At 36.8% G+C, this 21447-nt stretch carries 14 protein-coding genes; 4 read left to right on the top strand and 10 right to left on the bottom strand.

Annotated elements, in window-relative coordinates; genetic code table 11:
- Positions 1–171: 171 nt before the first annotated feature.
- The 5 genes from B5X51_RS12750 to tamL all read right to left on the bottom strand — a co-directional run bounded on the left by B5X51_RS12750 (position 172) and on the right by tamL (position 7816).
- A complete protein-coding gene (locus tag B5X51_RS12750) occupies positions 172–2421 on the bottom strand; it encodes a polyribonucleotide nucleotidyltransferase (RefSeq protein ID WP_079721580.1) in 2250 nt (749 codons plus the stop codon).
- Positions 2422–2788: 367 nt separating this feature from the next.
- Positions 2789–3058, bottom strand: coding sequence for a 30S ribosomal protein S15 (gene rpsO / locus B5X51_RS12745; protein WP_079721579.1), 270 nt, complete (start codon positions 3056–3058; stop codon positions 2789–2791).
- 101 nt (positions 3059–3159) lie between these two features.
- Positions 3160–4017: an acetyl-CoA carboxylase, carboxyltransferase subunit beta gene (gene accD, locus B5X51_RS12740; RefSeq protein ID WP_079721578.1), complete on the bottom strand. Its 858-nt coding sequence runs from the start codon at positions 4015–4017 to the stop codon at positions 3160–3162.
- Positions 4018–4128: 111 nt separating this feature from the next.
- Complete coding sequence (gene fbaA / locus B5X51_RS12735; protein WP_079721577.1) at positions 4129–5196, bottom strand: class II fructose-bisphosphate aldolase; 1068 nt, start codon at positions 5194–5196, stop codon at positions 4129–4131.
- Between the two features lie 46 nt (positions 5197–5242).
- The gene (tamL, locus tag B5X51_RS12730; RefSeq protein WP_079721576.1) at positions 5243–7816 is read right to left on the bottom strand and encodes a translocation and assembly module lipoprotein TamL; all 2574 of its coding nucleotides are present in this window, start codon (positions 7814–7816) and stop codon (positions 5243–5245) included.
- Between the two features lie 37 nt (positions 7817–7853).
- On the opposite strand from tamL, the gene B5X51_RS12725 reads away from it, so the two are divergent.
- The gene (locus B5X51_RS12725; protein WP_079721575.1) at positions 7854–8591 is read left to right on the top strand and encodes a TrmH family RNA methyltransferase; all 738 of its coding nucleotides are present in this window, start codon (positions 7854–7856) and stop codon (positions 8589–8591) included.
- Positions 8592–8655: 64 nt separating this feature from the next.
- Here B5X51_RS12725 and porT read toward each other — a convergent pair whose 3' ends face one another.
- Complete coding sequence (porT, locus tag B5X51_RS12720) at positions 8656–9318, bottom strand: type IX secretion/gliding motility protein PorT/SprT (RefSeq protein ID WP_079721574.1); 663 nt, start codon at positions 9316–9318, stop codon at positions 8656–8658.
- A gap of 4 nt (positions 9319–9322) precedes the next feature.
- Entirely contained in the window at positions 9323–10051 is a 729-nt protein-coding gene (gene ubiE / locus B5X51_RS12715; protein WP_079721573.1) for a bifunctional demethylmenaquinone methyltransferase/2-methoxy-6-polyprenyl-1,4-benzoquinol methylase UbiE, read from the bottom strand.
- A 138-nt stretch (positions 10052–10189) separates the two neighbouring features.
- Here ubiE and trkA point away from each other — a divergent pair, with 138 nt between their 5' ends.
- Complete coding sequence (gene trkA / locus B5X51_RS12710) at positions 10190–11539, top strand: Trk system potassium transporter TrkA (protein WP_079721572.1); 1350 nt, start codon at positions 10190–10192, stop codon at positions 11537–11539.
- A complete protein-coding gene (locus tag B5X51_RS12705) occupies positions 11539–13035 on the top strand; it encodes a TrkH family potassium uptake protein (protein ID WP_079721571.1) in 1497 nt (498 codons plus the stop codon). Before trkA ends, B5X51_RS12705 begins: the two co-directional genes overlap by 1 nt.
- Positions 13036–13347: 312 nt before the next feature.
- Here B5X51_RS12705 and B5X51_RS12700 read toward each other — a convergent pair whose 3' ends face one another.
- Positions 13348–14541, bottom strand: coding sequence for a pyridoxal phosphate-dependent aminotransferase (locus B5X51_RS12700; RefSeq protein WP_079721570.1), 1194 nt, complete (start codon positions 14539–14541; stop codon positions 13348–13350).
- Positions 14542–14652: 111 nt separating this feature from the next.
- Positions 14653–15756 (bottom strand): fatty acid desaturase family protein, encoded by a 1104-nt coding sequence (locus tag B5X51_RS12695; protein ID WP_079721569.1) that lies wholly within the window; start codon positions 15754–15756, stop codon positions 14653–14655.
- A 121-nt stretch (positions 15757–15877) separates the two neighbouring features.
- On the opposite strand from B5X51_RS12695, the gene rsmG reads away from it, so the two are divergent.
- Positions 15878–16507, top strand: coding sequence for a 16S rRNA (guanine(527)-N(7))-methyltransferase RsmG (rsmG, locus tag B5X51_RS12690; protein WP_079721568.1), 630 nt, complete (start codon positions 15878–15880; stop codon positions 16505–16507).
- Here rsmG and B5X51_RS12685 read toward each other — a convergent pair.
- Positions 16504–21447 (bottom strand): LamG-like jellyroll fold domain-containing protein (locus B5X51_RS12685; RefSeq protein ID WP_139374894.1); only part of this gene is annotated, 4944 nt, incomplete at its 5' end. The genes rsmG and B5X51_RS12685 overlap by 4 nt on opposite strands.

The raw sequence follows: 21447 nt of genomic DNA, 5'->3' as shown, positions 1-21447 counted from the left end.
AAAAACTGAAAATACTATCTTTTCGTCATCCTGATTTCAGGATCTAACCTAATATCATGCTAGAAGCTGAAACAAGTTCAGCTTGACGTTTAAAAATACACCTATAAACTGCATAAAAAAATCCCCGAAAATTGCTTTCCGGGGATTTAGATTTATAAAGCTTAAGACTAATTAGTCGTTATTTCTACGATCTTTATTGTCTCTTCCTCTGCGATCATCACGGCCACGATTATCTCGAGAACCACGGTTGTCACGACCTCTGTCATTACGATCGTTGTCTCTTGGTGGTCTTGGCTGGTAACCTTCAGGTTTTTCAAGTAAAGCTTTTCTTGAAACTTTTTCCTTTCGGGTTTTAGGATCTACACCAAAGTATTTTACATCTATTACATCACCAATATTCAAAATATCGGTTACGTTATCTGTACGTTCCCATGCCAGTTCAGATATGTGAAGTAAAACCTCATTGCCAGGGGCATCAAGATATTCTACTACTGCACCAAAGTCAAGAACTTTGATAACTTTTACTTCGTAAACACTTCCTTTTTCAGGCTTAAAAGTAATAGATTCTATTTTAGCAAGAACCTTATCAATTCCTTCTTGTTTAGTACCTAATATTTCAACAATACCTTCTTCGGTTACAGGATCTTCGTTGATTACGATTTCACACCCTGTAGTTTTTTGAAGTTCCTGGATCACTTTTCCTCCAGGTCCAATTAATGCACCAATAAATTCGTTAGGAATTCTTCTGGTGATAATTTTTGGAGCGTGAGCTTTTACATTTTCGTTAGGCTCAGAAATAGTGTCGGTTAATTTTTCAAGAATATGAAGTCTTCCTGCACGTGCTTGTTTTAGTGCTTTTACTAAAATCTCGTAAGGAAGTCCTTTTACTTTAATATCCATTTGGCAAGCCGTAATCCCGTCAGCCGTTCCTGTTACTTTAAAGTCCATATCCCCAAGGTGATCTTCATCTCCAAGAATATCTGAAAGTACAGCGTGACGCTCACCATCAGAAATTAATCCCATAGCGATTCCAGAAACTGGTTTTTTCATTTTTACCCCGGCATCCATCATTGCCATAGTTCCGGCGCAAACCGTAGCCATAGAAGATGATCCGTTAGATTCTAATACTTCAGAAACTATTCTTACGGTGTAAGGATTATTTTCAGGAATCATTCCTTTTAATGCACGTTGTGCAAGGTTTCCGTGTCCTACTTCACGTCTTGAAGTCCCTCTTATTGGGTAAGCTTCTCCTGTACAAAATGGAGGGAAATTGTAGTGCAGGTAAAAAGTTTCTTCGCCCTGGTGGGTTGGCATATCTATGGTGTTTGCTTCTCTGGAAGTTCCCAAAGTAACCGTTGCCAATGCCTGAGTTTCCCCACGGGTAAAGATAGCTGAACCGTGTACCGATGGTAAATAATCGGTTTCACACCAAATTGGTCTAATCTCGTCGGTTTTTCTACCGTCTAATCGCAAACCTTCAGCAAGGGTAAGTTCTCTTACCGCTTCTTTTTCGGTTTTGTTATAATATTTTTTAATCAGCTTTTCGTTTTCTTCCAATTCCTCTTCAGAAAATAAAGCTAATACTTCGTCTTTTACTTCTGCAAAAGCATCACTACGCTCTTTCTTACCATGACCACCTTTGGCAATAGCATAAATTTTATCGTAAGCCGCATCGTGAACTTTTTTCTCAATATCTTCTTTTTCTTCAGCAGTAGCATATTCCCTTACCGGTTTTTTGCCAAAAGCTTCTGCAAGACGTAATTGAGCGTCTATTTGTTTTTTGATATGTTCGTGAGCGAATTGAATGGCTTCTGCCATTTCTTCTTCTGAAATTTCTTTCATTTCACCTTCTACCATCATCACAGAATCTGAAGAAGCACCAATAATCATATCGATGTCTGATTCTTGTAATTGTGCACGGCTTGGGTTTATCACAAATTCACCTTCTATTCTGGCCACACGGGCTTCAGAAATAGCGGTTTCAAAAGGAATATCTGAAAGTTGAATAGCAGCTGAAGCAGCAAGTCCTGCTAAAGCATCTGGCATAACATCCTCGTCATGAGACATCAATTGAATCATTACCTGAGTTTCTGTTCTATAATCTGATGGGAAAAGTGGGCGCAATACGCGGTCTACAATTCTCATTGTTAAAACTTCACCGTCACTTGGTCTTGCTTCTCTCTTAAAGAAACCACCTGGATAACGACCTGCGGCAGCAAATTTTTCCCTGTAATCTACAGTTAATGGAAAGAAATCCATGGTACTCTCTTTGTAAGAGGATACTACGGTACAAAGCAACATAGCGTTGCCCATTTGAACAACAACTGACCCGTGGGCCTGCTTTGCTAATTTTCCGGTTTCGATAGAGATTTCTCTTCCATCTCCTAAATCGATAACCTCTTTAAATGTTTGTGGAATCATAATTTTGAATTCTTCGTTTGATCTGAATAACTTCACCAGATCTTTTGTTATACAATGGTCTCCGCCTATAATACCGGACGGCCGGGAGTTGTGTTGTTGTGTGTTGTGTAGACCAATGAAAAACTACTCTCTTTGAGCGACAATTTTACTCGATAATCGAGATTAAATGCTTCGAGGCTTGCCTCGAAATCAATTTATATTTTCCAATATTAATGCTTCGTGAGCTTGCTCAGAAGTTGTTTACTCACTAAGTGAGATTTAAAATATTTCAAGGCTTGCTTCTATTTTTTGTGTAATAGGGCTTGCCAGAGGAAATTTACAAATTAATAGTATATAAAAAAAGGGGGCATAAAGCCCCCTTTGAAATTTATTTTCTTAATCCTAATTCTTTAATAATAGCACGATATCTCATAATATCTTTCTTCATCAAGTAATCAAGCAAGCTCCTTCTTTTACCAACCAACATTACCAAAGAACGCTCTGAGTTGTAGTCTTTACGATTCTTTTTTAAGTGATCAGAAAGGTGAGAGATTCGGTAGGTGAACAAAGCAATTTGTCCTTCAGCAGAACCGGTATCGGTTTTACTTTTTCCGTGCTTCTCAAAAATTTCTTCTTTTCTTTCTTTGGCTAAATACATTCCAATATTAATTTTAATGATTTTTATGTATTGACAGTTTTTCCGTCAGGCGGCAAAGATACTACTTTCTATATAATTACCTACTCAAAGAAAAATTTATTTTAAGCTCTTACTGGCTGATTTTGAATTAGATCCAAATAAAGGTTTACTTTACTTTTAAGTTCAGACCTTTTTGTTATAAAATCTAAAAAGCCATGTTCTTTAAGGAATTCTGAAGTTTGAAAATCTTTTGGAAGGTCTTTTCCGGTAGTATCTTTTACCACACGTGGCCCGGCAAAACCAATTAAAGCACCTGGTTCAGAAATATTAATATCGCCTAACATTGCGAAAGATGCCGTAGTACCTCCGGTAGTTGGATCTGTGGCTAAAGATATATAAGGAATACGAGCTTCTGCCAATTGTGCTAATCTAACCGAAGTTTTTGCCAATTGCATTAATGATAATGCGGCTTCCTGCATTCTGGCTCCACCAGATTTAGAAATTATCATAAATGGGATTTCATTTTTTAGCGAATATTCTGCAGCACGTGCAATTTTTTCACCTACTACAGAGCCCATTGAACCACCAATAAACCTAAAATCCATACACGCAATAACGAGATCTTTCCCTTTAGATTTCCCAACAGCGGTACGAATGGCATCAGTAAGTTCGGTTTTTTCCTGTGCACTCTTTAAACGGTCGGTGTATTTTTTAGTGTCTTTAAAGTTTAAAGGATCTTTTGAAGTCACATCTTTATCCAATTCTTTGAATTTATTATCATCAAAAAGGATTTTAAAATACTCCTTACTGCCAATTCTTACATGATAACCATCCTCTGGACTTACATAAAAATTACTTTCTAGCTGTTCAGCATCTACGATTTTACCTGTAGGTGATTTGTACCAAAGACCTTTAGGAACATCTTTTTTGTGTTCTGTTGGTGTTTGAATTCCTTTTTGTGTTCTTTTAAACCAAGCCATTTATTTTCAGGTTTCAGGTTTCAGTTTATTGTATGAGCAACAAACCAAAAGTTTTACTTAAAATAAAAACAGCCGGAATTTTAAAATTCCAGCTGTTTTAAAAAATTAAATTTATAAAGTGTTTACGTTGTTAAGGTCTTCACATGCCTTTTTAAGTCGGGCTTTAAAAGTAAGCTCTCCTTCACGTAACCATTTTCTTGGATCGTAATGTTTTTTATTAGGAACATCGTCTCCTTCTGGATTACCAATTTGGGCAGCAAGATATTCTTTCTTTTCTCCCATATAATCACGAATTCCTTCAAGGTAAGCATATTGAAGATCTGTATCGATATTCATTTTAACTACTCCGTAGCTAATTCCTTCACGAATTTCTTCAACAGTAGAACCACTACCTCCGTGGAATACAAAATCAATATGGTTTTCTTCAACACCATATTTTTTAGTGATATATTCCTGAGAATTTTTAAGAATTTTAGGGGTAAGCTTTACGTTTCCTGGCTTATACACTCCGTGTACATTTCCAAAAGCTGCAGCAATAGTAAATTGGTCACTTACTTTGCTTAATTCTTCGTAAGCATAGGCTACTTCTTCTGGTTGGGTGTATAATTTTGAAGAATCAATATCGGTGTTATCCACACCATCTTCTTCACCACCTGTAACTCCAAGTTCAATTTCAAGGGTCATTCCCATTTTGCTCATTCTTTCCAGATATTTCTTGCAGGTTTCTATGTTTTCCTCAAGAGATTCTTCTGAAAGATCTATCATATGTGAGCTATATAATGGTTTCCCAAATTGCTCAAAATGTTTTTCACTGGCATCAAGCAAACCGTCTATCCAGGGAAGTAATTTTTTAGCACAATGGTCTGTATGTAAAATTACAACTGCACCATAGGCTTTGGCAAGTTCGTGAATGTGCTTAGCACCTGCAACAGATCCTAAAATAGCGGCTTTTTCATCCTTATTGGATAGACCTTTTCCAGCGTTAAACTGGCCACCTCCATTAGAGAATTGAATAATGATGGGTGAATTTAGTTCTGCAGCTGTTTCCATTACAGCATTCATACTGCTGGAGCTTATTACGTTTACTGCGGGAAGGGCAAAGCCCTTTTTCTTGGCGTAATTAAAAATTTCTTGTACTTCTTTTCCTGTGGCTACGCCAGGTTTAATGTTATGACTCATAATTTTAGTTGATATTAGAAATACAAAAATAAGAAAATATGTTGGCTTAGAAAGGATAATTGATGCCTACATTATAGACCGCGTGATTAAAATTGTAATCTCTAAACCAACGATTAGCTTCAGGAAGGGCAGGATTGTAGGTTTTAAAGCCAACATCAAACCTTAGAACAAAAAAATTAAAGTCGTATCTAAGACCAAAACCAGAGCCTATGGCTATATTCTTTAAGTCTGCTAGCGACTCGAAAGTGGCTTTTTCGTCTTCAACAATATCCAGAACATTCCAAATATTTCCTACATCAATAAAAACAGCTGAGTTTAAAGCACCAAATAGGTTGTAACGATATTCTGCATTAAGAGCCAGTTTCATGTTGGCTTCGTTAAATTCGTTTCTACCACCACTGCTGCCAGGGCCTAAATCGTATGCTCGCCAGGCACGATTATCGTTAGGTCCACCGGCAAAGAAACTTCTTACAAACGGGATACTGTTGGCGTTTCCATAAGGGATTGCTACACCTCCAAAGGCACGAAATGCAAATATATTATCCCTTCCCATATCCCAGTGTTTTATGAAATCGAGTTCGGTTTTAATATATTGAGAGAAATTTACTCCCAATATATTATAGTTTTCGTTTTCATTTTTTGTGAACCCTGCTATAGAAGAAATTGCAGAAAGTGCATTTCCTGCCGTCTCTATTTTAAATCTAAATCGGGTGAACTCCTGGTCGTATAAATTTTTCTTGGTGTTCCATAAGTAAGTATAGTTTGAGGCAAAGATGAGGTTGTTTTCGGTTAAACGATTTTTGCGTTCTCCTATATTATTTACCAGTTGAGTTTGATCTTCATTCAGGCCGGTGGTTCCTCCGGTGTTATTGGAAATGTCCCTAATAAAACTTTCGGCTCCAGTAGGGATGCTGAGTAAACCTTCTGAATTTAGATAGGAAGGATTGGTCACTATACTACCCGATTGGATAATCTCATTAAGATCGTTATAGGAATTGCGATAAACATTGAAATAATTATCAATATTCAGGTTTCTTACATATTGAATATTTAATAGGTCCAGACGGTTTGAGAGTTGTGAAGAGGGATTCCACCTATAATTGAGAATTCCTGTGAGATTTCGTTTATCAAGTCCAATATTATTTTGAGTGCTAACCCCAAGGCTAAGTGAGGTGAAGGGCTGCATATATTTTGGGATAAAGCGATCTGTATTAATTGGAAGAAATATCCTTGGAAAGGTGAGTTTGAGATCGGCTCCAATTTCCGAAATATCAAAAAAACGATCGTCATTTCCGCTTATAGCTGCATCTGTAGAAGATCCTATGCTTCCCCGTCCTGAAATTTCAAAGTTTTCGGCTCCTCTAAATACATTCCTTATTAAAAGCGAACCTCCAAAACCAATTCCAAATTTTTGGATATTACTTTGTGAAACATCAAAATCAAACCCAAGTGAGTATTTTGGTTGGGGAGTTAAAAAAATATTAGCTACAAGATCACTGCGTGTAGAATCTACAGGATCTGGGGTGAATTGTACATTGGGATATTTAAAAACGCGCAAAGAGTTTAAACGATTATAAGTTCTGGAACGCGAAATATCACTGTAAGTGTTTCCTGGCTTAATAAAAACAGCATCTGTAATCGCTTCTGGTTTATAACGCAGTTCTTCAAAGCTATAAAGGGTATAGCCATCCTTGGTAGTTATGCTATCTGTTAAGGCTTGATTTCGGTTAGCATATTTATAATCGGTAAAAATATTAACCTTACTAATTTCGTGAATTTTAAATGGAACCCTAGAAGTGGTATCTTCTTCTGAAGCAAAACGGTTTTTTATTATTAAGGTTGTATTTACATTTTTGCCGGTGTTAATCGTATCGGCATTAAAACTTATATATTCCTGGTCAAAATTATACACTCCGCTATTTCTAAAAAGAGAAGTAAGTCGGTCTCTTTCTTCATTAATGTCCAGTGTTTTATACTGCATACCTTCTTTAATGATAGATTCATCTTTATGAAGTTTGTATAAAGAATCTATAACTTTAGAAGAAATATTGGTGGTTATGGAATCTAAATGGTAGGGTTCTCCCGTTGTAACTTCGTAGGCTACGTGGGCGCGTTTGTTTTTATTTTCTGACGGAATTATCTCGTAATCGGTTTCTACATTAAACCAGCCGTTATTCCAATACCAGGAATTTAGGCGGTTAACCGATTTTTGGGTTTCTTCTTCATTTACAATTACCGGTGCCTCACCTGTTTTTTTAATCCATTCGTTGAAAGCCTTCCGTGAATGTAGATATTTTTCAAACTGTTTATACGAAAGAATATCTACCAGCGTATTTTTCTTCCCTTGATTTTCAAGATATTTTTCGCTTAAAATAGAATCGATATTTGGGCGGGCAAGATTATAAAAATGAAGTCTCAGCGGAACTCCTAAGAAACTGGTATTTGGTTCCTGGTAGAGTTGATTATAAATACGGGTTTCTTTAATCTTTTCGTCATTGACGAAAATCTCATTGTCAGTGAGCAGTTTGTCATCACCCTCCACGCGTTTAACGGCATTACAGGAAATTAAAAAAAGCAGGCTTAAAAAAAATAATGATATTTTTGCGAAATGCCGATTCAAACACACATTTTTAAGAGATCAAAATTACATTTTTTGTATGGTTAGTAAAAGCCAAATTAAGTTAATAACCAGTCTTGCACAAAAAAAATACCGTTATAAACACGGACTTTTTGTAGCCGAAGGGTTTAAAACAATAAACGAGCTTATAAACTCTAAATTTAGTCTAAACAGGCTTTTTACGATTTCCGCAGATTTTGGTGTTGATTCTAGTAAAGTCCAAAAACTTGACGAAAAGGAACTCAAAAAAATAAGTTTTCTTAAAACACCACAGACTGCATTGGCCTTATTTGAAATTCCAGAGGAAGAAATAGTTCAGGAGGAAAGCCTGATTCTTGCTTTAGACGGAATTAGAGATCCCGGAAATTTGGGGACCATTATAAGGCTTTGCGATTGGTTTGGGATAAAAAACCTTGTGTGCTCTAATGATTCGGTAGATTGCTTTAACCCAAAAGTGGTCCAGGCGACGATGGGTTCTTTAGCCAGGGTGAATATTTCTTATTGTGAATTAAAAATGTATCTGGAAAAATCAGATTTACCAGTATACGGAGCTTTTATGGAAGGAGAAAATATTTATAAAGCTGAAGTGTTTAAGAATGGAATTTTAGTGATGGGAAATGAAGCGAATGGTATTTCTGCTGAGATTGAAGCTTTGATTAATGAAAAAATAAGCATCCCGCGTTTTGGAGAATTAAATGAAACTGAAAGTCTAAATGTAGCCACTGCAACGGCAATTCTTTTAAGTGAATTTAAGCGTAAAAATTTTTCCAATAGTTGAGTCTGAAATGCTCCGAGGCTTTCCGCTAAATCCAAAAAAAACTTATTTAATTTTTCCGGATTGTCTATTGAAAAGTGAAATTAAGAAACACAGCTTGTGATCGCATAGCATCTACCGCTTGGAATTTTGTTTCTACCATTTCGTTGTTTATGGTAAATACACCTCTTATAGAAGGAGAGAATTTAAAATAATATAGGTAAAGATCTACTCCCAGGCCAACTTCGTAATTGTAATTATTGGTTTTTAGACGCGTGTCTACGTCAGGATTGTTTTCATTGCTAGAAAGATTTATAGAGGCAGATAAGCCGCCAACCACAAATGGTTTGAAATTATTGTTACGATCTGCTGAGAATTTTAATAATAGTGGGATATGAACATACGTGGCATTTACTTCCTCGATATCTTTGGTGTATGGAGGTCTAAAGTTACGAGTGTTAAAAGTAACACCTGGTTCTAAACGAAGATCCAGGTTGTTGTTGAGTTTTAAATTTCCAACCAGACCAACATTAAAACCAAGGGTCTTTTCAATAATTAGGTCGTTACCGTTAGGAGCTACTTCCTTATTATATTTAAATTTAAAATCGTAGGTATTAAAACCTAGGTAATATCCCCAGGACCAACGTTGTTTATCAAAATTCTCATTATTTACAATTTTATCTCCTCCAAAAATTTGTGCGTTACCAAATTGAACGCAAAAAAGAAAGATAATAACAAAAAGTTTCTTCATAGTTTTATTTTGAAGCAGTATAAATAGTTGCAACCCCAAGTGTTTGAGGTTTGTTATCTATATTTATAAACCCCGTTTTCTTTAAAATATTGTTGAAAGCTTCTCCATGAGGAAATTCGGCTGCACTTTTACTTAAATAGGAGTAAGCTTCCTGGTCTTTAGAAAATATTCGCCCAATTAAGGGAAGCATATAGCCAGAATATAATTTATAACCTTGTTTGAACGGGAATCTGGTAGGGACAGAAGTTTCCAAAACTACAAAAATTCCACCGGGTTTTAGAACCCTTTTTATTTCTGATAATCCTTTTTCTAAATCCTCAAAATTCCGAACTCCAAAAGCTACGGCTATGGCATCAAAAGTGTTGTCCTCAAAAGGTAATGCTTCAGAATCTCCCTGAATCATCTCAATTTTATCGGTTAAGTTTTTTGCAGCAATTTTCTTACGGCCAACTTTTAGCATGCCTTCAGAAAGGTCAAGACCAACAATTCTCTTGGCGTTAATATCGGCCATTTGTATTGCGAGATCCCCGGTTCCGGTAGCAATGTCTAAAACAGCATCTGGCTTTTGTGCCTTAACCAAAGCAATAACTTTCTTTCTCCATTTCACATCGGTACCCAGTGAAATCACCCGATTTAAGCCATCATAATTGCCAGATATTTTATCGAACATCTGCTCAACCTGTTTCTTTTTATTGAGGCCAGAATCTTGATAAGGAGTCAACTTTTTGCTCATAGTAACAATTTTGCTCCAAAGATACACGATATGAAATAATTGCGCTTGATACTTTTAAAATTTGTTGTTGCGCACTTTGGTTTTTGGTTTGTCTAAAATACCGTACATTTGTTCTTCTTTTCAATTTCAAGCTGTTATATGAAGATAATTATTGCCGGAGCAGGTGAAGTGGGCTTTCATTTGGCAAAATTGCTTTCTTTCGAGTCCCAGGATATTACATTGATTGATACCAACCGGGATAATCTTACTTATGCCGATACGCATTTAGATATCAGGACAATAAAAGGAGATGCCACCTCTATAGCTATTTTAAAAGATTCTCAAGTAAAGCATGTAGACATGCTTATAAGTGTAACCTCTAGTGAAGCTACCAATATTACCACCTGTGTGTTGGCTAAACAGCTAGGTGCAAAACGAACTATAGCCCGTATTTCTAATACAGAGTTTCTGGAAAATAAAGAGGAAATTGGGTTTACACGCTTTGGAATAGACGAATTGATCTCTCCTGAAGCATTAGCGGCAAGGGAAATTGCTTTGCTCCTTAATCAGTCTGCTTTTAATGATAGTTATGAATTTGAAAATGGCGCCTTAACCATGATAGGTCTTAGCCTTTCTCGTAATGCATTATTTGTGGGTAAAACAGTTAAGGAAGCGGCTAATATTTTTCCAGATCTTAACTTTGTTCCAATAGCTATTCAGCGGTATGGAACTCAGTATACATTAATTCCGCGAGGAGATACCCAGTTTAAAGAAGGCGATCAGGTAAATTTTATTACCCTAAAAAGCGGGGTTGAAAACCTTTATAAGCTTACCGGGAAAACCAAGCAGTCTATTAAGAATATTATGATCCTGGGCGGAAGTAAAATTGGTAAAAAAACAGCCATAGATCTTTGTAGAAATAACTTTAACGTGAAGTTGGTTGAGAGTGATAAAGAGAAAGCTTATGATCTTGCCGACGAACTTCCTAATGCGCTAATTATTCATGGCGATGGTAGAAATGTAGAGCTGCTTGAAGAAGAAAACGTACACGATATGGATGCTTTTATTGCGGTTACCGGTAATTCGGAAACCAATATTATGTCCTGCCTTGTAGCAAAATCTAAAAGTGTAAAGAAAACCATCTCGTTGGTAGAAAATATGGATTATTACCAATTAAGTCATTCTATTGGGATTGATACGCTAATTAATAAAAAACTACTTGCTGCAAATAATATCTTTAGATATGTTAGAAAGGGCGAAGTAGTTGCAATGACCAAGATCAATAATATGAACGCTGAACTTTTGGAGTTTATCGTAAAACCAAATTCACAAGTTTGTAATAAAAAAATTAAGGATCTTGATTTCCCTAGATCGGCTATTATTGGCGGAATTATAAGAGATGGCCTGGGAATAATTGCACTTGGAGAGTTTACTATTACCAGGGGAGATCGAATAGTGGTTTGTTGCCTGCCACGATCTATTAAAAAGGTTGAAAAACTCTTTTTGTAATGCCTAGACTTAATTATCAAATTATTCTGCATGTCATGGGGCTGTTGCTTTTGTGTAACGGTGGTTTTATGCTTACAGCAGTTTTGGTGAGTTGGTTTTATGAAGATGGGGTGACGATAGATATTCTAGCCGCAGCTTTTATCACCTTATTCCTGGGAGTGCTTTTTATGTTTACTACCCGGGGGCACCGTAAAGAAGTGAAAAAAAGGGAAGGTTATATTATAGTGACCTTTGGCTGGATTTTTATGGCTCTAAGTGGCACTTTACCTTATGTTTTAAGTGAATCCATTCCTGCCTTTACCAATGCTTTCTTTGAAACCATGTCTGGGTATACCACTACGGGCGCTTCTGTTTTAAATGACATAGAATCTATTCCAAAAGGGGTGCTGTTTTGGCGAAGTCTTACTCATTGGATTGGTGGGATGGGGATTATAGTTCTTGCCATCGCGATTCTACCACTTTTGGGAATAGGAGGAATGCAGCTCTTTGCTGCAGAAGCTCCCGGCCCCAGTGCCGATAAACTTAAACCCAGGATTACTGATACTGCTAAACGCTTATGGCTTATTTATGTAAGCTACACTATTGCTGAAACTATCTTGTTAAAAGTGGCAGGAATGAGTCTTTTTGATGCGGTAAACCATTCACTTAGCACACTTTCTACAGGTGGTTTTTCAACCAAAAATATTAGTGTTGCTTATTGGAATGACCGCCCGATTATTCAATATATTATTATGCTTTTTATGTTTTTGGCGGGAGCTAACTTTGTTTTAAGCTATTACAGTTTTAAAGGTAAAGTCCAAAAGGTATTGCATGACGATGAGTTTAAATGGTACTTCTTTTTTATAGCAATATTTACAGTGGTAGCTTCTTTATTTATTTATTTTGAGGCTGATGTAGCCCTCTCACAAATAGATCATCCTATGGTTTGGGGTGAAGCCGAAAGTGCTTTTAGACATGCGCTTTTCCAGGTTTTGGCAATTATTACTACTACAGGTTTTGTGAGTGCCGATTATACTATGTGGACACCCTTTCTTACAATTTTATTCTTTGGAATGTTTTTCTTGGGCGGTTCTGCAGGCTCAACAGCCGGTGGCGTGAAGGTAATGCGGCATATTATAATGATTAGAAATGGTGGCATTGAATTTAAACGGGCTCTGCATCCAAACGCGATTCTTCCTGTGCGATTTAACGGAAAATCTATTGGCAAAGGAGTGACCTTTAATATTCTAGGCTTCTTTATTCTTTATATGCTTTCTTTTATTATTGGATCTGTTATTTTAGGTGGGCTGGGACTGGATTTTGAGACTGCCATTGGTGGTGCGGCCTCCTCGTTGGGGAATATTGGCCCTGCTTTTGGTGCGCTTGGACCGGTAAATAATTATGATATTCTTCCGCCATTAGGGAAATGGTGGTGTTCTTTTTTAATGCTTATTGGTAGATTAGAACTCTTTACCGTGCTTATCTTGCTTACTCCGTTCTTTTGGAGAAATAGGTAATACTAATATTCAAATAGAAAATAGAAAGGCAGGTCAAAAGGATAATTTTCCGTCAAGCTGAACTCGTTTCAGACTTTATCCCGAATTTGCTTCGGGATTCTAACACTTTTTTATTTTTTAACATCCTGGATCTCCGAATAAATTTCGGGGCAGGCTCTGAAACAAAGAAATAAGCTGTGATTTTAATAAAAAACGTCATTGCGAACGGAGTGAAGCAATCTGTAGTTAATTACTGAAGATTGCTTCGTTCCTTGCAATGACGAGTATAATGTTTTGTATATACAGCTTAAATGGACCTATTAAACTAAAATTCTATGCTTCAGTTAAAAAAGATTTAATTCGCTTCAGTGCTTCTTCAATTTGATCTTCACTCGCTGCGTAAGAAATTCTTATACAATCTGGATTTCCAAAGGCATCACCAGTAACGGTCGCTACGAGGGCTTCTTCTAATAAAAACATAGAAAAATCTGTTGCATTTTCAATTTTATGGCCTTTAATTGTTTTTCCGAAGAAATGAGAGATATTTGGGAAAACGTAAAACGCACCTTCCGGCTCTGTGGTAACAAAACCTTCTATATTGTTTAAAAGGTCTATAATGAGTTTCCTTCTTTTCTTAAAGGTATCTACCATATAGCTAATTTTGCTAACAGGAGCTTCTAGCGCGGTAATTACTGCACGTTGGGCTATACAATTGGCACCGCTTGTAATTTGACCCTGCATTTTGTTAGTAGCACGGGCAATCCAGGAAGGAGCTCCTATATAACCAATTCTCCAACCCGTCATAGCGAAAGCTTTAGAAACACCGTTTACGGTAACTACACGGTCATACATATCTTCAAACTGTGCCATAGATGCGTGACCACCAACAAAATTAATATGTTCGTATATTTCATCACTTACAATAATGATATCTGGATATTTTTTTAGCACATCTGCAAGGCCTCTAAGTTCTTGTTTGCTGTAGACCATTCCGCTAGGGTTACAGGGAGAGCTATACCAAATCATTTTTGTTTTGGGAGTAATTGCTGCTTCAAGCTGCTCTGGCGTCATTTTAAAATCGGTTTCTACTGAAGTTGGTACTTCTACCGGAACGCCTTCGGCAAGCTTAACTATTTCAGCATAACTTACCCAGTAAGGGCAGGGCAATAGAACCTCGTCTCCCGGATTTAACAAAACCATAGCTACATTGGCCAAAGATTGTTTAGCACCTGTAGATACTACAATTTGAGAGTGGTCATAAGTAAGATTGTTGTCTCGCTTAAATTTATTGATTATCGCATCTTTTAATTCTACATAACCGTCTACAGGAGTGTAAGAATTATAATTGTCGTTAATCGCTTTTATAGCAGCGTCTTTAATGAAGTCTGGAGTGTTAAAATCTGGTTCTCCCAGGCTTAAACCTATAATGTCTTTCCCTTCGGCTCTAAGTTCACGCGCTTTTGCAGCCATAGCCAGGGTTTGAGAAGTGGCTAAATTGTTAATTCGATTAGATAATTGTTCTTGCATTTTTTAAATGGTTACAAATTAATTACTCACTAAATGAGATTGGAAAATAAATACTCTTTAAAATGGTGCCTATTTTCCAAACTTGGCCTCGTGGGATTTCCCCGAGGTAATCTACGAAATTGCAGGTTTCGCGCCCATTTCTTTTAAATGTTGAAAATGGGCAATTATTGCTGCGCGTGTGGTTTTGTATTCGTGATATGGGAGATTACATTCTGATGCGGTCTCCTTAACTATTTTAGCTATTTTAGAATAGTGAATATGACTAATATTCGGGAAAATATGATGCTCTACCTGGTGGTTTAATCCGCCGGTAAACCAGTTTACGATTTTGTTTTTTGTAGCGAAATTAACCGTGGTAAACAGCTGGTGAATTGCCCAGGTATTTTTCATAGATCCGGTTTCATCTGGTAATGGCATTTCTGTTTCCTTAACCACGTGGGCCAATTGAAATACAATACTAAGAATTAGACCTGCGGTATAATGCATCACGAAAAAACCAATTAAAATCTTCCACCATGAAATAGATAAGATGAGCATAGGGATTACAATCCATATTGAAACATAAATCACTTTGGTGATGGCTATAATGCTCCATTGCGCTACCGGGTTAGGCATTTTTCCGTAAGATAATTTGCGTTTTAGGTAGTTTCTCGTTTGCTTAAAATCGGTAGTCAATGCCCAGTTAAAAGTTAATAACCCATATAAAAAGACAGAATAATAATGTTGAAAACGGTGAAAACTATACCATTTTGCATGTTCAGAAAATCTAATTATTCTTCCTGCATCCAAATCTTCATCGTGACCGTGAATATTGGTGTAAGTATGGTGTAAAACATTATGTTGTACCTGCCAGTTATAAACGTTTCCGGCCAGCACATAAATAGTGCCGCCCATAAATTTATTCACCCATTTTTTTGAAGAATAGGAACCATGATTGCCGTCATGCATAATATTCATTCCTACTCCGGCCATCCCGGCGCCCATTACTACTGTAAGCAGCAACATCCACCATTGAGAAATATCCAGGGTGAGAATCAAGAAATACGGTGTTAAAAATAAAGAAAACATGACAACAGCTTTGAGGTGCAATTTCCAGTTTCCTGTTTTTTTAATATTGTTTTCTTTAAAGTAATCGTTAACTCTTTTATTGAGTAGCCTAAAGAATTTTGTAGAATCCTTTCGGGAGAACTTTATGTGATTTTGAGCGTTTTCCATGTATTTTTTTGTAAGCGGTAAAGGTAAAATTTTTATATAGTTAATCTATAATCCAGACCGTATTAATATACGGTGCAATTTAAGCACCAAATTATGTATTTTTGTTCAAAATTTGAAAACTTTGGAATTAATAAAGAAATATTTCCCCGATTTATCCGATGACCAGTATGCTAAATTTGCACAGTTAGAAGCTTTGTACAAAGACTGGAATCTTAAAATTAACGTGGTGTCCCGTAAAGATATAGATGAAATTTATCTTAGGCATGTACTACACTCTCTGGGAATCGCAAAAATTCAGGAGTTTAAATACGGAGCAGAGATTTTAGATGTTGGCACCGGTGGTGGATTTCCGGGAATTCCATTAGCTATTTTGTTTCCGGAGTCGAATTTTCATCTAGTAGATTCTATCGGAAAAAAAATGAAAGTAGTGGAAGAAGTGGTGGAAGGTCTAAAGCTTACCAACGTAAAAACTACCAATGCAAGGGTAGAGGAGATTTCCGGAACTTACGATTTTATAGTGAGTAGAGCTGTAGCCGCAATGCCTACATTTGTGCATTGGATAAAAGGTAAGGTCGCTAAGAAAAGTAAGCATGATCTTAAAAACGGTATACTCTACCTTAAAGGCGGAGATCTGGCCGAAGAGTTAAAAGATTATCCCAAAGCTAAAATTTACGATTTAAGCAATTACTTTGAAGAGGATTTTTTTGATACTAAAAAAGTTGTTCATCTTCCATTGAAGTACAAGCCTTAATCTTTTCTAATAATTATTTTTTTAGCATAATCCCCGGCATCGGTATAAACTTTTACAATGTAAACAGCCGAGCTTAAAGATTTTTTCTGCGGAATATGAATTTCTTTTATGTCTGGTATCCCAAAGTGTTGATCTACTAATTGGCCTCCAATATTGTATATGTTTATATGTTCAATTTTATGCAGTTCGGGATTGCTGATTACAAATTCCCTATTGTCTAGGGAGTAATAGTAATCAATTGTCCCTTCACCAGGTTCTTTATCTACCAGCGTTGAATTTAAATCTTGAAAAACAATTTCATACCTATCGTGATATTCTCCGGGAGGCAAACTCGATTTAAAATCCGCTTTTCGTAGATCATGATAAGTATTATCACTATTGTCACGTAAATAGATATCTATGATATCAGGTAGATTCTCAAGCTCTCCAATTTCTATGCTGAATTCTTTTTCTTCGGCAATTTTAAGGCCAATTGGTAATTTTTGATCCAAATTAAAATTGGGAACCCCCTGAATAACAAACTTATTTTCTTTGATTAGCCAGAACATATCTTCAGGAATATTGTCATTTAAAAGAGCGTCGTAACCCAAATCAAAACCATTTGTAGTATTGGCATCAGCAGTAACTAAAATCTGTCTTTGGTAGCCAAGGGCGGAGGTAAAGTTTAATCTTATTTTATATCTTGAATCCTTAGTTTTAACCGTTTCTGGGCCCTTAATAAGATCAATTGGTTTTAGAAATTGTGAATCATTTGTATTAGCTTCGGTTGCAAAAGCACGTTGACCGTTATTGAAGTTGATATTTCCACCACTTATAGTTAAATCATCAGCCAGACTTGGATCTAAAACTGTATTTACGAAAAATCCCTGACCTACCGGAATAAACTGCCCGGGTTTTTTAGTTCCCAGAGCATTGTTGTTATTAATACGTTCATCTACAGAAGATGCAGATTGCACTGCGCCAGATAGGTTTATAGTGGCATATCCGCCTACATATTCTCTTAAAATATGGGTTTCGCCGCCAAAATGATCCCAAAAGTAAAGGGCACCGTTAAAAATATTTTTGGTGTTGGTAGCACCGGTCACCACACTTTTGTCAAGATTGTCTAAAATAAATTGCCTGGCTTCAATTGCCGATGGGTAAGGATTGCCTAGAAGGTAATTTTGATCTTTGACAATATTCAAAGGATTGGTTAGTGATCCATTATTTGGAAAACCTTTAAAAGTGTAATTTTGAAGGTCTTGTATATTCGCATTACCTGAAGTTCCCTTCATAGTGTAACCTTCTCCCGGTAATAAAGTTCCATCTTTTCCTAAATATTCCCACTCGCTATATTGGTTGGCATCGCCTCTAAATTTATATAACCAACGTCCACTTATTTTTCTTGGAACGCTCAAACCACCATCTGCATATGTGACATGTCCTGTAGGTCCGATATCAAGTTTCTTTGGTATTTCTTCTGTACCGTCGTGCATAACAGAAGCAATAGTATAAGATTGGTTTCCCGTATTCGAAACTACCGGGGAACTCCAATAATTATAATTATAACTACTGGCTGTTCCCTGTTGGTCACGGGTAAGATACCCCGATCCTGAAACCTCACTACCTTCTGACTGGATAAGTTGAGATTCTCCGTTGAGGTCCAGCACTCCGTCTAATTTGAAATAATGGGTAATTGTAAGACCGTTTCCGGAAGTGTTATTTGCTCCCTGCATATCCAATGTGCCTCCTTCATCCAGAAGGGCAAGTAAGTCTATGCTTTTAGAATTATTCGTACTGGCAGGATTATGGACCAATTTATTGTTTAACCTAACTATATTCCAGGCTATGGTATCTCCGGTTATTCCAGCGCTGCTTGGTGGATCCCACACTAGGGGTTCATTCCAGGTATTTGTGTCCCACCAGTTTCCGGCTTTGGCAGCTATGTAGGGAAGGGGGGCAGTTCTGTCTTGAAGAGAAGTAATATTTTTAAGTTTGCCAGTAACGCCGATATCTTCGTGTGGTATAAGATTTCCACAGCCTGTATTATCCATCCTGTAATAACCAATTAGATTAGTCCAACTTAGATTATTCACAATTACTGGAATTTCCTCACCTTCCACCTCATTGGTATTAGCTTTTTTTATTCGTTGATTCATCATAAGATGTATCTGATCTTGTGTGAGTGCCGCATTCCAAATCCTTAGCTCTTCCATCCAGCCATTAAAATAGTTTGATGGGGCGTCATTTAAATTGCTATGCATTGCCCCCAAAATGGCTTTAGTATCATTTATATTAGGAGAACCCCCTCCCTCACTTTTAATTAAAATTCCATCAATATATAAATTATATAAACTTCCAGTGTGAGTAACAGCAATATGATACCACCTGCTTGATGTAATTGGATAGGATGAAACAATTCTTCCTGAAGTATTCCAATTAAATGAAATTTTGTCTCCAACTAATTTCAAATCATATCCGGTAGCCATATTATTCAAATAACGTTTGGAAAAAATAGTTTGGGTACCGGTGGTGGATTCAGGTTTTATCCAGATTTCAAAACTAAAGGCTCCGTTTAAGTCGTATCCATCATTAAAATCTACGTAATCATCTATTCCATCGAAATCAACTTGATTACATTCTGTTATTGTAATAGTTAGGTCATCGGAGCATCCGTTGACAGTCCAGGTTAAAATATAGGTTCCAGCTCCAGCGGTAAAAGTAGCATTAGGATCATTAGTTGGATCTGGATATTTCGTTGGATTACTAGATGAGAACAAGCCATTTTCACAAGAATTGGTTGAGGTAACATAAGTCCACTTTCCTATCTCTCCAGTTCCCGGATCATCACATGTTTTACAATCAGTAGGTCGAGTAGGATATGCTCCTTTATCGGAATTTTCATTGGCTGTAATAGTGTTGTCATACGCATTTAATTGAATTTTATTCATCCCGCATTCTTGAGAGTCTCTTATTATATCCTTTCCTGCGTATGAATAATTTACATAAACATTAGCCATAGCTGTTCCTTGTGGATCGTAGGCTCTGCAACCATCTACCAAAATTGTTGCCCCATATTCATGATATCCTGGTGCTTCTGGAGTAAAAGTATATGTGGTTTCCAATCTCCCATTTGATAATACAGGTTTATCAGGACTCCCTAAACCATCAGTCCATTCTATTTCATCTAATATTGGTTCTGTAGGAATTGAGATGCCGTCAATAGCCCAAGCACTTGCATCCGAGGTGCCGTGAAAAGTCCATCTTATTCTAACTTCAGAATTCCCAACGTATGGCGTTAAATCAAATGTAGAATTATCGTTTTCAAAATTATAATTGGTTGATGAAGAGGGGGGGGTTGTGGCTTTTGCAGGGTTGGAGTAATCCCATGTATCTCCTCCCGATAATGATTGTAGGGTTATTGAATAAGTGTTTCCCCCATCCAAGGACAATTCTAAAGTTGCATAATCACTATCTACTAAGTTATAGGCTTGGTCGAACTCAAGCGATGCTGTACCAATATTTTTTAAACTGAATATGGGGGTTTCTAATGTTGATTCTCCTGTTTGGTATACTTGAGGTTGTTTCTTCTTTATCCAAGATGATGAATAATCTCCTTGTGCTATACCAAATTTTGGAGCTCCAGAACTATAATATATTGATCCAAGCTCTTTACCATCACCTTTTGCAGCCCAATTTGTAGGTTTTCCATTATTAGCATTTGCAGTAAAATAAGAGGCAGCAGCAGCACCATCAATTCTCCACATATCTGGATTGTGTTTATCTGGAAATTGTCCACTTTGAAAATTCCCGCCTTTTCCCGTTAATACGTCTTCTTGTACTGTAAAACCATTTCTTGCCACTAAGGACACCGTCTCGTTAAGGCAAGTGTTGAATAAACTAACATCTAAAATTGGAGCTGTATCCGGTGGAATCGCTCGAGCGTAAAAATTATTGGAATATTCATTACAGGTTCCTTTCTGAATCAATACACGAAAAAGTGTAGATTCACTAGTAGAAGCATCAAAGGTAACTGAATAGGAGTCTGAAGAGTTTTCAATAACTTCCCAAAATCCAGAGCCAACTTCATATTTTTCCCATTGAATAATTGTTCCTCTTTCATTAGAAAGATTCATTTGAATTATATTTGATCCAGATGCACATGCAGTAATATCAACTTCCTCACTGGCAGTATTCGCCCCATCATTGGTGAGATAACCTTTTAAATCACCCCCATCAATATTTTCTGGGATTAGCCGAATTTCTTGTGGTTTTACAGATATATTACCGTGGCTGTCTACGAACTCCCATTCGATAATGTTGGATCCAATAACAGAATAGGGGAAAAGAAAATCTTCCGCCAACGTTCCTAAAATTAAACCATCACATTGGTCTGTCGCAGTTGGTCTTGTAAATTCTGCAATATTTGAAATTTGGCACCCATTGAATGTTTGAGGAGGTAATGTTCCTGTTATATCTGGCTCAGGAGCATTATCAGTAATTGTAATTTTTTGTGCAGCTTCGGTTGATTTTCCTGAAGCATCAGTGAAAACCCAATATATGGTTTCTTCACCTACGATATCAAATGTTAAATCAGTTAGGCCTGTTGTACCCGTAATTTCTCCATCACAATTATCTGTGGTTGTTGGTGGTACAACAGTTAATGAGCATTCTGCAATTAAATCTGGTAAAACTGGAGTCTCAGGGAATTGGGTATCCTGTATGTTTATTTCCTGGGTTACCTCAATAGAATTCCCTGCATCATCGGTTACGCTATAAGTTCTTTTAATGACTTCCGGATTAAAATTGCCATCACTAACATCAGAGACAAAATTGACTACAGGATTAGCAGTACAATTATCTGCTTCATCAGTAACTACTGTTTTATCCGGATCAGGAACATCGGCAATACATTGCACATTTATTGGTGTGGGATTACTGGCTGTGGGAACTTCATTATC

Origin of the sequence: Salegentibacter holothuriorum, assembly GCF_900168045.1 — a bacterium.
Lineage (GTDB): Bacteria > Bacteroidota > Bacteroidia > Flavobacteriales > Flavobacteriaceae > Salegentibacter > Salegentibacter holothuriorum.
Note: the sequence above shows the minus strand (reverse complement) of the source record. Positions and strands in the feature narration are given on the sequence as shown.

Excerpts from the sequence above, each read along its gene's own strand:
- B5X51_RS12750 (WP_079721580.1), bottom strand. The coding sequence starts at position 2,421 with ATGATTCCACAAACATTTAAAGAGGTTATCGATTTAGGAGATGGAAGA.
- rpsO (WP_079721579.1), bottom strand. The coding sequence starts at position 3,058 with ATGTATTTAGCCAAAGAAAGAAAAGAAGAAATTTTTGAGAAGCACGGA.
- accD (WP_079721578.1), bottom strand. The coding sequence starts at position 4,017 with ATGGCTTGGTTTAAAAGAACACAAAAAGGAATTCAAACACCAACAGAA.
- fbaA (WP_079721577.1), bottom strand. The coding sequence starts at position 5,196 with ATGAGTCATAACATTAAACCTGGCGTAGCCACAGGAAAAGAAGTACAA.
- B5X51_RS12725 (WP_079721575.1), top strand. The coding sequence starts at position 7,854 with ATGGTTAGTAAAAGCCAAATTAAGTTAATAACCAGTCTTGCACAAAAA.
- porT (WP_079721574.1), bottom strand. The coding sequence starts at position 9,318 with ATGAAGAAACTTTTTGTTATTATCTTTCTTTTTTGCGTTCAATTTGGT.
- ubiE (WP_079721573.1), bottom strand. The coding sequence starts at position 10,051 with ATGAGCAAAAAGTTGACTCCTTATCAAGATTCTGGCCTCAATAAAAAG.
- trkA (WP_079721572.1), top strand. The coding sequence starts at position 10,190 with ATGAAGATAATTATTGCCGGAGCAGGTGAAGTGGGCTTTCATTTGGCA.
- B5X51_RS12705 (WP_079721571.1), top strand. The coding sequence starts at position 11,539 with ATGCCTAGACTTAATTATCAAATTATTCTGCATGTCATGGGGCTGTTG.
- B5X51_RS12700 (WP_079721570.1), bottom strand. The coding sequence starts at position 14,541 with ATGCAAGAACAATTATCTAATCGAATTAACAATTTAGCCACTTCTCAA.
- B5X51_RS12695 (WP_079721569.1), bottom strand. The coding sequence starts at position 15,756 with ATGGAAAACGCTCAAAATCACATAAAGTTCTCCCGAAAGGATTCTACA.